This window comes from Enterobacter cloacae complex sp. BZL2005, assembly GCF_049238885.1.
GTDB lineage: Bacteria > Pseudomonadota > Gammaproteobacteria > Enterobacterales > Enterobacteriaceae > Enterobacter > Enterobacter roggenkampii.
Genome location: NZ_JBMKGI010000006.1, coordinates 48,872 through 61,761 on the forward strand (window position 1 = coordinate 48,872; position 12,890 = coordinate 61,761).

At 49.1% G+C, this 12,890-nt stretch carries 11 protein-coding genes; 6 read left to right on the plus strand and 5 right to left on the minus strand.

What is annotated here, in order from left to right:
* Nucleotides 1-4 precede the first annotated feature (4 nt).
* The 6 genes from ACOTXI_RS12810 (at nucleotide 5) to ACOTXI_RS12835 (ending at nucleotide 3,825) form a co-directional block, all read left to right on the plus strand.
* The gene (locus ACOTXI_RS12810; protein ID WP_047721951.1) at nucleotides 5-316 is read left to right on the plus strand and encodes a PerC family transcriptional regulator; all 312 of its coding nucleotides are present in this window, start codon (nucleotides 5-7) and stop codon (nucleotides 314-316) included.
* 680 nt (nucleotides 317-996) lie between these two features.
* Nucleotides 997-1,608, plus strand: coding sequence for a hypothetical protein (locus ACOTXI_RS12815; protein ID WP_103786841.1), 612 nt, complete (start codon nucleotides 997-999; stop codon nucleotides 1,606-1,608).
* A 231-nt stretch (nucleotides 1,609-1,839) separates the two neighbouring features.
* Nucleotides 1,840-2,025, plus strand: a complete 186-nt coding sequence (locus ACOTXI_RS12820; protein ID WP_001371755.1) for a hypothetical protein — start codon at nucleotides 1,840-1,842, stop codon at nucleotides 2,023-2,025.
* A gap of 321 nt (nucleotides 2,026-2,346) precedes the next feature.
* On the plus strand, nucleotides 2,347-2,802 hold the full coding sequence (locus ACOTXI_RS12825) for a Panacea domain-containing protein (RefSeq protein WP_001371753.1): 456 nt from the start codon (nucleotides 2,347-2,349) through the stop codon (nucleotides 2,800-2,802).
* Nucleotides 2,803-2,804: 2 nt separating this feature from the next.
* Nucleotides 2,805-3,239, plus strand: a complete 435-nt coding sequence (locus ACOTXI_RS12830; protein ID WP_032283080.1) for a hypothetical protein — start codon at nucleotides 2,805-2,807, stop codon at nucleotides 3,237-3,239.
* Nucleotides 3,240-3,282: 43 nt separating this feature from the next.
* A complete protein-coding gene (locus ACOTXI_RS12835; RefSeq protein ID WP_001678051.1) occupies nucleotides 3,283-3,825 on the plus strand; it encodes a plasmid pRiA4b ORF-3 family protein in 543 nt (180 codons plus the stop codon).
* Here ACOTXI_RS12835 and ACOTXI_RS12840 read toward each other — a convergent pair.
* From ACOTXI_RS12840 to zorA1, 5 genes are all read right to left on the minus strand, one after another.
* Nucleotides 3,818-4,177 carry a hypothetical protein gene (locus ACOTXI_RS12840; RefSeq protein WP_001371750.1) on the minus strand — a complete coding sequence of 120 codons (360 nt, stop codon included), beginning with the start codon at nucleotides 4,175-4,177 and terminating at the stop codon, nucleotides 3,818-3,820. The genes ACOTXI_RS12835 and ACOTXI_RS12840 overlap by 8 nt on opposite strands.
* 598 nt (nucleotides 4,178-4,775) lie before the next feature.
* Nucleotides 4,776-8,015 carry a type I Zorya anti-phage system protein ZorD gene (gene zorD, locus ACOTXI_RS12845; RefSeq protein WP_008501875.1) on the minus strand — a complete coding sequence of 1,080 codons (3,240 nt, stop codon included), beginning with the start codon at nucleotides 8,013-8,015 and terminating at the stop codon, nucleotides 4,776-4,778.
* The gene (zorC, locus tag ACOTXI_RS12850; protein ID WP_008501874.1) at nucleotides 8,015-9,697 is read right to left on the minus strand and encodes a type I Zorya anti-phage system protein ZorC; all 1,683 of its coding nucleotides are present in this window, start codon (nucleotides 9,695-9,697) and stop codon (nucleotides 8,015-8,017) included. The genes zorD and zorC overlap by 1 nt, the downstream gene beginning before the upstream one ends.
* Nucleotides 9,694-10,434, minus strand: a complete 741-nt coding sequence (gene zorB1, locus ACOTXI_RS12855) for a type I Zorya anti-phage system protein ZorB1 (RefSeq protein ID WP_008501873.1) — start codon at nucleotides 10,432-10,434, stop codon at nucleotides 9,694-9,696. The genes zorC and zorB1 overlap by 4 nt, the downstream gene beginning before the upstream one ends.
* A gap of 14 nt (nucleotides 10,435-10,448) precedes the next feature.
* Entirely contained in the window at nucleotides 10,449-12,638 is a 2,190-nt protein-coding gene (zorA1, locus tag ACOTXI_RS12860) for a type I Zorya anti-phage system protein ZorA1 (protein WP_103786840.1), read from the minus strand.
* Nucleotides 12,639-12,890: the final 252 nt, after the last annotated feature.

The window sequence follows — 12,890 nt, forward strand, 5'->3', positions numbered from 1 at the left end:
AAACATGGTAAACGACAGCAAAGCCGAGGCTTTGGAGGCAAAGGGGCTGTATCGTAGGGCTGCGACGCGCTGGCAGGAAGTCATGATGCTTTGTGCTGAGGACGATGATCGGGAATGGGTAAAGCAGCGACGTGATACGTGTCTGACGAACGTGAAGCGCCCGCCAGTGAAAACCGATGATTACGGCGATCTGCATAAAGCAGTCACTGAGACACAACACCGCATGGGGATAGCGCAACCGAACGGTAACGCCTTCCGGTTAAATGGTGGTAAGAAGCAACGACAGACCACCAGCGGGAGCGACAGTTCGCAGTAAGGTTCGCACCAGGACGGCTGTAAATTCTGGACTGTTCTTGACAGATTTTAAACCCTAGTAGCGCTAAACCTGCGCCAGCCGTGGGCTGGAAGCCAGAACGTGATTTAGGTTGTCAAAAATATTCTGGTTCGCGCCATTGGTTCGCAGTACGCAGTCAGGTACGCAGCAAAACTGCGCATTAAAGGCGCGTACCGCCTGACGAATTCTGGCGGCGGCAATGCGAATTCGCAAAATAGCGGAGAGGCTTGATATTGCTGGCTCTGGTGTAGTCCATTCGCAGTTAGTAGCACCACGGAGATGATAAGTTTTGATAAGGATTCCTAAGATTTCCTAAGTTTTAATTGCGTGATACGAAACCGATTCGCAATTGCGTACCAGCGTGTAAGCCGCATTATCGCTGGGTTTCTACAGTCGAACGCAGTACGCAAAGTGAAAAATCCTCCAAATACGAAACCCGAATATTGCGCAGTAAATTGCGAATTGCGCAGTTCACAAAAAATCTGCGCAAAACGAAACGGATACCAATGCGCAAACCATCCTCGACCCCGCGCGGTTACTGGCTTTATTGATGTGAAATTGCAAAATTGGTGCGCAATTTACAGTAAAATACGCATATTATTTCGTATTCAATTTGCGCACCGTTCGCAGTTAATGCGCAGTAATTCGCAGGAGGCCAGCCAGTGAGAGACAGAACGCGCAGCTATACCACCGATCTGCCCCGTATAGGGTTGCCATTCCTTGCGAACATGCGTAGCAGGCTGGCGGATGCTGAACCGGGTACGCAGCTTTATACCCAGACCGAAAGCGGAACGTTGTATACCTTCCGGCAAGCCGACAGCTACGCCATGACAATCAACGGCGTGACGCGGGCTATTCGCACCACAACCACGAAGGCCGGGTATGGCGTCCGGGAATGGTACGCTTGCCCCCACTGTATGAAGCGGGCTGCAAAGCTGTATATCGGCAAGAAAGACATTGGCTGCCGGGCGTGCTGGAAACTTCACTATAAAAGCCAGAGTGCCGACAGACTGGACAGGATGCGCATGAAGATACGCCAGCAGCGATACGCGATTTGGGGCAACAATGACCTTACCAATAATCTGTTTAATGACATTCGCATGTTCCCGAAACCAAAGGGGATGCGCTGGGCTACGTTTGACAGGAAGCGGGCAGAGTTGTCAGCAATGGAGATGGCTTACTGGCAGGCATTCAGTCCGGTAGTAGATAGAATCACGAGCGTGATTGAGCGTAAGACGGGGAAAGCAGCCAGAGGCATTGGCATGACTTTGTAAAAGCAAAACGCCCGCACGGAGCGTCAGGGAACGGGATAGACTTCTGCGACAATTTGCATTCGCCGCCAATATAGCAAGCCGTCCACATCAAGCAATAAACTATCACCGGGAGGGGGAGGCCAAATCTCTGCAACCCTGAGCCTTACGGACTGCCCGCCTCATCGAATGTTTATACCCGCGAAAAATAAAATTTAATCCGGGCGTGTTTCATCCTTCCAGAGGGTATGACGTATGACACCACGCGAAATAGCTTTATTGACCACCGCCAAACTGGAGCACGAAGGCCACCAGCTAACCCCGGCAGATCAACGGGAGATAGAACGCTCAGTTAATGCCAATATAGCCCGGCGTGACAAATTTCGCGAAATGATGCGATCACCCGCCTACCAGTGGAAGAAGCCTGCGCCGCGCAGGTAGATTACCTTTATTCACCTTTATATATTCGAACAACAAAACCTCTCGCAGGTCTCGCCAATAAAGGGATATAGCAGTAACTATGACCGCCGAATGGCAAAGCTACGATGCAAGTCGCTGGTTTCCAAACTTGAGGTTTCCAGGACGGTTTCAACCAAATTGCGGATTATCAGCCAAACGCACCGGGTATCTTGCGCGGTGGATGGTGAGCCATCACGCAGAATCTTTAAATGGCATTTTACGATGGGCAATACCCGTGGTTATATGCGATTATTAACGGTAGTGGACAGTTATAGACGAAAACATACGGCAGGAGATTGGATAATGGCAGTTACAACCCTTAACAGCGTAGCGGATTACCTGCTTTGCTTTGCTCAAGAGCATGGGGATGTTATGACGCCGCTGAAACTGCAAAAAATGGTGTTCTATGCTGATGCTTGGTTCATGGCGCTGAATGATGGCGAAGAACTGGTTGCTGACAAGTTTGAAGCATGGGTACATGGCCCTGTAGCCAGAGATTTGTATACCAGATTTGCAGATTACAAATGGCGCTCAATAGACGAAGAGATTGCCTGCCCTGAGTTACCTGCGAATGTGTCAAAGCATCTAAAGGAAATCTATGAGGTATTTGGCGGTTATACAGCTTATGAGCTGGAGCAGATGACGCACCAAGAAAAGCCGTGGCTGGAGGCCCGTGAAGGGGTTCCATCAGATGCGCCGTGCAAGAATGTTATTGATAAAAGTGTAACGGCTGAGTTTTATCGTTCGATGGCTTCCTAAATATGGCGAAAAGAATCAGGGCGTCGAAGATTGCACCCTCGCAAACAAAAATAGTGCCTGGGGGAACAGGTTCAGGCATAACGACCATCAACTTTTCTTTTCGGTATATCGATGCGGCGCATGAGAAATTTACTTTCAGCGCTCAGAATCCTGTTTATTTTTGCAAGGTGTTAGACCGCCTCAAAGACCTTTCCACTATGACTGAACGAGAGTTCACCACCGATCGCGGTGGTTCGTTGAAGTCACATCCGATTGATTGGCAAACTACATCTGAACCTAAGGGATTTCAGCATTTGAATGAACAGTTTCAGAGTTATACACCTTATCAATTTGCCATATCGCGCAATGAATATGGTCGCATACATGGATTTTTCATCGGTAATGTATTCCATATTGTCTGGCTTGACCCGGCACATCAGCTCTATCCTGGTCAGTAGCAGCAAAATACCCACCTAAACGTACACTATTGGTTCACGACGCATGTACCAGATAAAGATAACCATCCGAGACAGCAAACCACCAATATGGCGGCGTGTGCTGGTTCCAGAGCAAATCCCCTTTAGTAAACTTCATGCCGTGATCCAGTTAGCTTTTGGCTGGAATGACGAACACCTGTATATGTTCGAGAAAGGGCGTAAAGGTGATCCAGGTAGCGAGTATCGCGTATGGGGTGAGGATGAAAGCATGGGTAACGCGGCAATCACGCCACTATGGGCGGCGCTCCAGAATGAGGGTGACAAGCTGGTTTACACGTATGACTTTGGCGACTGGTGGGATTGCCTTGTTGTGCTGGAGAAGCAAACACATGATACCAGTATCCAGCCTGTTAGCTGTTTGCGCGGGAAGGGCACTACCCCGGCGGAAAATTCGGGTGGTTTGCATGGTTACAATGAATTGCTCTTACAGGCCAGAGAGTCTGATAATCCTGAACAGGCCGAGATCCACGATTTCCTGATGCTGGATATTGAACGCCGGGTTTACGACCTGAACAACATTAACGACAGATTGCAGGCTCTTAACTGACCCGCATGTATTCGCCTGATATTGCGTTATCAGCGCCGCCAGTATCGCGCATAACAGCGCAGTGACCGGGTAAACCGTAGCGCACGACCGTTGCGTTAGTCTCACCGCCGCGCCGTACCTGACGCGATTCATACACTGTCACCCGCTCAAGCAGTCCACCAGCAACCATGCTTTCCAGTGTGCGCCGGGTTGATTCGAGCTGGTGGCGCTTATCGAACGACACCATGCCATGAAGCAGGTAGGCCACGCCCGACACATCGAACGGCGGCGCACCAATCTCACCTGTCACCCATTCTAGGTTATCCGGCTCAAAATAACTGAGTATCTCTTTTTTACGGCTGGTCATTCTCATGGCTGGCTGATTCCTTATTGTGGGATAGCACTATCATACAATAAGTGGGTTAAAGGGAGAGCGTTACCGCCTGATATGCTGTATGAATAACAATCAAATTTCAGGGGCGGAAAAAGATATGGGGGTACTTTTGGGGGTATCTATAAAAACTGAACAATAAAAAACCAACAAAAACAAAGGTTATAACCTATATGTGTTGTTCCTATTATCGCACCATCTTTTTCAGATACTTATCTTACATTCAAGTAAAAGACGTTTTCTTCTTGTGCCGTATTTGAGAAATTGCGACCAATAATCGTGTCAATTTGTTCGTGTGTTCTGTCCGATGGCCAATTGATTAATGAACGGATCGTTGACCGCCATGGTAAACCATTGCCACATCGGCTTGTATAATACGTCACACGCTATAGTGTTGAACGCTGATCCTAATAGTCTATTGTGATTACCGATTGTTCAATCTTCCGAATATTAATGATAAATTCAACCTGATGTGGCAATTTTTATCTCTGCATGTACAACACATCTTGTGGAGGTGTTCAGCAACAGGTTTTGGCTTCGAAATAAACCTAAGTATCTTTTTAGTGAGAAATTCGAGTAGTTATGTCCCTTTTAAAATATTCTCAAAATCAGCGCTGGTTAGATCCGGTGTAGAACACAACATATCTCTGGCCAATGTCCGACGACGCTGAAGGAGCTCGTCTAGTGTTTCTTCAAACGTCGTGATTTCAGAGTCCATTACCGTTGGATAATAAACATACACATCCTTTGTCTGGCCGATACGGTAAGCGCGGTCAGTTGCCTGATCTTCTTTGGCCGGATTCCAGCAGCGGGTGAAATGAATAACGTGGTTTGCTTTCTGCACGTTAACCCCAAATCCAACTGCGACGGTGGAGAGAATAATCACGCCAAAGCCGGGTTGGGACTGGAAATCATCAATCAATCGCTGACGGCTTTTTTGGCTCTGACTTTTAGTGCTGGTATCGCCATTGATGATGACCGGACGGAAACCGAATCGCTGCTGAACAGCACGCTGAATTTCTCGCTGGAGATCGCGTAGCTCAGTAAAGATAATCACTTTGTCTTTGCTGGAATGCTTAATTTCATCCAGTGTTTTCAACATCCAGTTTAGCTTAGGTGACCCTTCCTGATAACGAGGCTCAGGGTTAACGACTGCCGGGTGTGCACAGATGAGTTTAAGACGATGTAATAGCCCCAACATCCCTGAGCCTGCTTGCTGCATTCCTTCACTAAGTGCCTGCTGTTGTTGCCAGTTTGCTATCGAAGAGAGATATAGTTGCTTTTGAGGACCAGAAAGCGGCAGCTGCTTACAGCTAACGACTTCGATTTTTTGAGGTAAATCACGCGCGACCTCTTCTTTGGTTCGACGTAATGTCTGTGGTTCAATCAACGCGCGTAAACTTTCAAGCTGCCCTGTATCCCGACCCGCCTCGTTCTCGATAGGGCGAACATAATGTTTGCCAAATTCATTAAGGGCACCTAACAGGCCCGGCTGGGCGAAATCAAAGAGGCTCCACAGGTCTACAAGCGTGTTTTCGACAGGCGTGCCGGTGCATGCCACTTTGAATCTTGCTTGAATCGCATTAGCTGCATGAGTGATTAATGCTGCCGGGTTCTTTATTTTTTGAGCCTCGTCGCAGACCATGATGGACCATGGCTGGCGCGCCAGTGAAAACTCCTGATCGCGAAGCGTTTCATAGGTTGTCAGAATGATTTTCGCCTCACCCTGCCAGCCGGGTTTTAGCAAATTTTTGATCCCCTGGGACTGCAGATGAGCAGGAATAGCCTGTTTCGGGTATTTCACCGCTTTAATGGTGTCACCATACAATTTCATCACAGGAATTCCGGCTGTATAGAAGAAATTGTCCAGTTCACGTTCCCAGTTATCCAAAAGTGAAACGGGGGCAACGATGAGGCTTGGTGGCTCGTCGGGGAATTTTTCAATGAACCAAACCAGGAAGCTCAGGATTTGCAGCGTTTTCCCCAGCCCCATATCATCCGCTAACAGGCAACCTGCGGTTTCCTGAGGTGAACGAAGGAAAAGCTGCTGAAGCCAGGCCACGCCTTCGCGCTGATGGTCTTTAAGCCGGATGTGCTCTTTCAGGCTCAGTGGAATTTCAGGTTCAGCATGGCGTGCATTGAGAAGTGAGTCTCTTCGCTTTTTAATGTAAACAGCTTCTTCAATATTCTGTTCAATTTTGAGCACTGCCCGGGCTGTTTTTTCAACAACATTGCCCTCTGACTCATGTGCTGCATTTTGCTGTTTTTCCCAGTTCTTACTGAAGGTTTTAGCTGCATCCAGCGGCAGTTCAGTCTCATTCCATGGGGAGATGATGTGCGTTTCGCCAGTTGCTTCTGCCTGGGTGATTCTTTCCTGCAGTTCATCGAAATGCTGCAGGTTATCAGGTTGCCAACCATCAAGCATTTCTACCGAAAATTCGGAGAAGTCGCCATCAGGGATCCAGTTTTCACTTTGCGCCTTGGTCAGCCAGGGAGAGGATATTTTTTCAAACTCACCGATGCCAATGACGCGATCGCCATATTTACCCAGATCCAGAACATCATTAAATTCTTTACCTTCGACTTCCTGCTGCCAGCGCGACAACAGCGACTGGCAATCATGCCATTGCTGTTCAGTGAATTGGCTCAGTTCCAGCTCGTAACCCTGCCAGGAACCTGCTGGCATTTGCGCGGCAACACTTATCCCTACGGCCTGAACAAATTTTTCCAGTTCCCATGGAGCCGAGAACAGGAATGATACCTCCGGTTGCGGCAGGGGTGAGACCGGCTCCAGCACCAGCGTAATATTCTCTATCTTATTCTCATCATTAATCTGGGGTTGAAGCTGGAAGTGATGAAAGAAAATATGGGCATCAACCAATGCCTGTTCGTGTTCCTCGGGGGCAATAACACTGGCGGCATCTTCACCCAGGAAAGTATAGGGATTGCGTACAAAGGAAAGCGCTTCACTACCGGCAACCCGGCGACCGGGAATGGAGTGTATTGAATTCAGGACTTCTTTTACTTCAGGTGGGATGATGACATGGCTGAGCTCGCCGTTCTCTCCGGGAATACGATAGCTATCGTGGACCTGTGAGTTCTTGTCAAAGCTGCCGAGCCAGTTAGCGGGTTGGTCCTCAAAGTGGGGTTCAATCTCGATAACGGCAGTATCAGCAACCGTCGCCTTACGCAGGCGTAACGACAATGAAGTGGGTTTGATGACGTGCGTTTTTTCTAAATAATCATCAAATTTTGCAGCAGCCTGTTTCGCGCATTTGCGAATTGCAGCCCATCCCAGTTGGTTGGTGGTCTCGCCGGGAGCCTGAGTTTGCTGCATGCTTAGCTGCTCGGTTGCCTGCAAGAGCGCCCAGTTTTCCCGTGATAACAGATACTGCTGGTTTTCATGAATAAAAATAGCCCCGGTGCGGCTAAGGCGGAGCGATTGACGCATGGGAAACGTAGCCCATTCAGCAATCCAGACGCGGAAATTATTATCGCTTAAAGCTCCTCGCGAACTCAAACTTGCACGTAGGGGCAAAACCTCAGGCACGCCAATCAAAGGCAGACTGCTGGCATGTTCTTCATCTTCCAGCAGGCGATACAGAGATTCCCAGCTCAACAACCATCGGTCTGTTAGTGATATCAGATAGTCTTCTTCAGCCAGTTGCTCAAGCCAGGATGCCAGAGCCCAAAGCTCTGGGTCATCAACCAACGATTGCGGAAAACTGAGCCCGTTTTCTTCAGTCTGGTACTGATGCTTCAGGTGGCGTTCTATCTGCTGACGGTTTCCCGTCAGTTTACTTAACAGACGTTTCAGCATTATTTAATCCAGTAGCGATGCGGTTCTTTAGTCACAGGGGTGAACCCAAGTCGAAGCAACTCTCTTTCTGTTATATCGTCAGGTGCTTTGAGCTGGACGGACAGCACGCCGCCTTTTTGTCGGTTATCACTGACGATGCATGGGGTATTTTCAACCAGGCGCTGTATTGCTGTATCCCGCAATGGATTGATGATTTTGATGTCAGATACCGAGGCGGGTGAGGGCGCTTTTTTATCTATAAATTTGACGGGTTCTTCAGCCATCCAGCGGATACCCAGCTTGCGCAGCTCATCATCGTATTTCAGCATCCAGCCGGTTATGCGGACTTTGTTATAACCTTCGGCTCGTGGCATATGTGGCATTCGGAGTGCACAGCGTCCCTGATCTTTTAGATGTATGTTGATGTCCAAGGTTCGTGATTCCGGGTTAAAGGGGGCATGGCCGATCCTGTAGGCATACATTGCATTACCGGTTCCGGAAAACTCAACGAACAAATAGTCATTGATTTGCATGATCATGGCGTTATCCAGATTACGTCCGCCTCGTAACTGGCTCAACCGTCCTTTGTTTTCCTCGCGGAATTTCACAAAATCGCTTCCACGATCATGCCAGGCATCTGGCCCCATCACGATACGGGTGAATCCCATCTGATTCGCAAAGCGCAGCCAGTAGTGCAGTCGCGCCTGGTCAACATCGCCGTTTCCGCGAAGCAGTTCAAAGAAGTGCATCAGATCCTGTTTTGCTAACCAGCCACGCACCATTGCAGCGACAGGCTCAGAAACATACTGATGCCACTTATTCTGCTGACTCTTGAGCTGAGGGTTATCCCAGTATTCGAGGGCGGCCTGTTTCAGGGCGGAATGCGCTTGATCGCGATAGGTTGAATGGTAATAGCGGGTCAGTGTCGCCGTCATAATGTCATCACGAAAACGCACCCATTGCGCCGCCAGGCCTAATATCCAACTGATTTTTTCCAGAAAATGAGGATCGTCCAGAGTATCAAGCTGCGCCAGCAATACGGTGAAAATACGTTTCCACAACCAGCTGCTATCGGGGATTTGCGCTATTTTTTCTAATGATGATAAAGAGTTACTTTCACCGGAAAGCAACTGTTGGGATATTACACCGCCAGCCTGAGGCGTAAAAATGTCGTGATAAAACTCGATGGTTTTCATCCACGATTTTTCTCTGCGGATAGCCGCTTTCACCACGAAGTAGCCTTTGGCAATATGCCCGCGTAGCACACACCAGTGCGGGTTTGTTTCAGGAGACTCATGCCTGTAGGCAAAATAGCTTGAACAGAGTGCTGCCCAGTCCCGACGTTTCAGCGTCTTGGTTTCTATTCTTTTTTCTATTGCACTGTTTATTTCGGGGAAGAACGCATCATCTTCGAGTAATACCGGTTGGCCTGGATGTTGTGGGTCACTATCGGCGAGGCCATAAAACACCATCCGCCATTCACGTTCACTCAGTTCTTCCGCAAGACGAAAACGACGCAGCGCTGCCAGCCGCATTTCATGTGGGGGCGTGGGGATTTTCTCTGCTTTATCAAATCGTTTTTCCATCTCGCGGCCAGCAGAGGCCAGCGCGTGGAAATCATTGCGCAGATAATGCTCCTCCTGCTGGCTGGAAGAGAGCTTTGCTGCGATGCGCTGCGATAGAGAATTCAACGCGGGCGTCATTGCGGCATTACCAGCTGGCAAACTTCTTTATTCACAACGGGCGGGAAATCCACCTCGTCTGCGGCATCATGCTTATCTTTCAGCCCGAAGAACTGCATACGCAACTCAACGCGGCGACTGGCTTCTTTGCTCTCTTTCGCGTTATTAAATGAGACACCCCCCGCAAGGAAAAGCTTACGGATTTGGATCTGCTGTTCTGCAGAAATGCTTTTTTGCAGAGGGCTACGGCTATCGAGCAAACTGCACATCACCCACTCAGAGCGCTGCAGGGAGAGATGCAGGTTGTAAAGATACGAGCCATCGGTATCGGTAAACCCTTCAATGACGATTTGCTTAAACCACTTTTTGCCTTCGTCACTGTCGGATGCCTCCAGCACCAGCGGAACGACATCCTGTAATGCTTTTTGCCCTTCAGCATTAAGGAAAAAACGGTTGTGGTCGAAACGACCAGCTTCACCAAAGCTGATGCGGTTATCGTGGCAATCCACCACGATGGTTTTGTTTACACTGCGGGCATGCAGTTCCAGGCGCTCACATAATCTGGCGATGTCCTGCCCTCTGACTTTTTCCCCTTGCTCCGCGCGTTGAATTCGTTGTGTAACGGAGCTTAGCGACGCGACCATCACCACCAGGAATAACACCATCATGGCGGTCATCAGATCGGCGTAAGAAATCCAGAAGGGCTTCTCAGCTTCATCACTGCGACGTTTTTTAACACCAAATGCATTACCAAACATCAGCTGTCACCCCCTCATGCACGCACGCGAGACAGTACATCATCAAGCTCGCTGACGCTTTCACCGATCTGTTCAACAGAGCCCGCAAGCAGATTAGAGGCTTTCGCCATTTCGACATCCAGTTTGCCCAGCGTCTTATCGAGACTGCGTGAAACACCTTCTGAGAAGTCTTCAAAACCTTTCCCAAGCACATCGCTGACATTTTCCATAAAGGTCTGGGCTTCACGGTTATAGCTCTGCAAGCGCTCTGCGTGCTGCTTAAGATCGGTGATGAACTGACTACGGGTGGTTTGTTCAGACTGGGTATTTGCTGCGAGCAATTCGAGCATGGCAATGGATTTGCTGACGGCTTCTCGATTGTTACGATAATCGCTCACTACTGAAGTGAGTTCGCTGGTGGCAAGGGAGAGCGATGAACCCGCCGATTGCGCTTTATTCAGTACGTCAGCCGTCAGGTGATTCGCTTCCGACACCTTATCGCCTGCGTGTTCAAAACGCTCGGCGGCAACACGCATTTTATCCGCGCCATTTTGTATATCCTGAATCTGTCGGTTGGTCTGTTCTGCGAGTTTGTTCAGCGTTTCGGTGGTTCCCTGATGCTGACTAGCAACGGTTTCAATCAGCTGTTTGATCTGATCGTCTACTTCACTCATCACACGCTGCGTCTGTTCGTGCAGAGACTGCTGGTTAGCCTGCTGGTTCGCTGATATCTGTTGCTGACCCTTATCTATCTGGCCAAACAGATTGCCCAACTGCTCCCCGAGTGCTTCGACAGAGGCCGCCATTTTTTCCATGGTTGCGCTTTGTCCCTGCTGCACTGAATTCTGAATAGCTTCAATAAAGGCGGACATATGTTCTGCCTGGGCTTTTTCCCGTGCTTCGCTATCGGCAAACATTTTCTCAAGCTGTCGTGCCATGCGCTCACCGGCACCTTCACCCTCAGCGCCTATTTTCGCAACAGAGGCTTGTAAATTGGTCAGCATGTCATTCATGCCTGCCTGCATGGCCTGCTGGCCCGATTTCATTTCAGAGAGGAGTTGTTCAATTAACTGCGCGCTACCCTGGCGGGAATCGTCGCTGACCTGACGCATATCCTGCAGCAGAGCGGAGAAGCCGCTTTGCATCGTCTGGATAGCCCCGACGGTTTGCCCCATCATTTCGTTGAGATTCGTAAACTGCTGGCCAAAGGTGGTATCGAGCTTCGCCATAAATGCGGTCAGCACATCCTGCAGCATGTTCTGTACCATACCGCTTTGATCGCCGCTGGCGGTCTGAACCGCACCCGCAATTTTATCCAGCGGTGACTTCAGGCTATTTTCGATTGCGCCACTCACCTGATCAGCAAACTGTGCGCCAGATTCTCGGTAGGTGTTGCTTAATGTATTCGCGAGGCGTTCATTTTCAACTTTCTGGCTTTCGGCGAGATGCAGCAGCATGTCACGAAGATCGGTAACCAGGCTCTCTTTCAGGTGACGCGCCTGGGTAGCACTTTCGTTGCTGGATTTCACCAGCGAGGCGAGGTATTCCTCCCCCACGCCGCTAACGTAGAGCTTGTCGATAGCGGCGGTAAATTTTTCGAGATACTTATAACACTTGGCGATGGACAGTTTTTCCAGCCAGGTGACGAAAATAGAGGCGGCAATAGCCACGGCAGAGCCAAGGAATGCGTACAACACATCGTGCAGCAAATTATTGACACTGCTGGTAACCTGCTCCGGCGTGCTGGGGTCGAAGTGGTTGAGGCCAATCATCAGGCCGTAAAACGTACCGATAATCCCCACACCGGTCAGAATACCGGGCAGGTGTTTGAAGAATTCCGTATTGAGTGGAATATCGACTAACTGCTGCTCAGAGAAGTAGCTCGAGCTTGGCGCCGTGGCACGAATGCGGACGATTTTTTCTTCCCCACCTTCCAGCTCACTCTGCGGGTGTAACGACTCTTCAAACTCATTCCACGCGTGTTTGAGTTCAGGGCGCTTAAAGAGATTTTGAAGATGGGCGAGCTGTTCCTCTGGGGAATTGCTTTCAATGCTATTAATTGATTGGGTGTATTTTTTCAGGCTGTTAACAATGTTAATGGCCCGGAATAAATAAAAGAAAATAAAGCAGGCAACGGCCAGGCTCACGATGCAGATTACGCTGAAGGGCACATTATGGGGCTCCACAGATGTAAGCGTCACTAAAAATGAATTAAGCCAGGACATATTTTTACCCGTTGAATATATTAATCAGCATTTAAATTACCATCGACAACAATCTGATTACCTTTAATCAAAATTTCTTTGTTGTGATAGCCATCGTCGCGCCGCGATCCGCAAACAACCCCACCCGTTCATGGGATGAGCGGTACATGCAGGGAGATTTAATGGAATGGCGGTTTAGTTTCCTATTATTTAGCGATCAAAAGCAAATTTCTTTACGTTGTTTCGTTTGTAATCATTAACGTTCCGGGTATC

Excerpts from the sequence above, each read along its gene's own strand:
- ACOTXI_RS12810 (WP_047721951.1), top strand. The coding sequence starts at position 5 with ATGGTAAACGACAGCAAAGCCGAGGCTTTGGAGGCAAAGGGGCTGTAT.
- ACOTXI_RS12820 (WP_001371755.1), top strand. The coding sequence starts at position 1,840 with ATGACACCACGCGAAATAGCTTTATTGACCACCGCCAAACTGGAGCAC.
- ACOTXI_RS12825 (WP_001371753.1), top strand. The coding sequence starts at position 2,347 with ATGGCAGTTACAACCCTTAACAGCGTAGCGGATTACCTGCTTTGCTTT.
- ACOTXI_RS12830 (WP_032283080.1), top strand. The coding sequence starts at position 2,805 with ATGGCGAAAAGAATCAGGGCGTCGAAGATTGCACCCTCGCAAACAAAA.
- ACOTXI_RS12835 (WP_001678051.1), top strand. The coding sequence starts at position 3,283 with ATGTACCAGATAAAGATAACCATCCGAGACAGCAAACCACCAATATGG.
- ACOTXI_RS12840 (WP_001371750.1), bottom strand. The coding sequence starts at position 4,177 with ATGAGAATGACCAGCCGTAAAAAAGAGATACTCAGTTATTTTGAGCCG.
- zorD (WP_008501875.1), bottom strand. The coding sequence starts at position 8,015 with ATGCTGAAACGTCTGTTAAGTAAACTGACGGGAAACCGTCAGCAGATA.
- zorC (WP_008501874.1), bottom strand. The coding sequence starts at position 9,697 with ATGACGCCCGCGTTGAATTCTCTATCGCAGCGCATCGCAGCAAAGCTC.
- zorB1 (WP_008501873.1), bottom strand. The coding sequence starts at position 10,434 with ATGTTTGGTAATGCATTTGGTGTTAAAAAACGTCGCAGTGATGAAGCT.
- zorA1 (WP_103786840.1), bottom strand. The coding sequence starts at position 12,638 with ATGTCCTGGCTTAATTCATTTTTAGTGACGCTTACATCTGTGGAGCCC.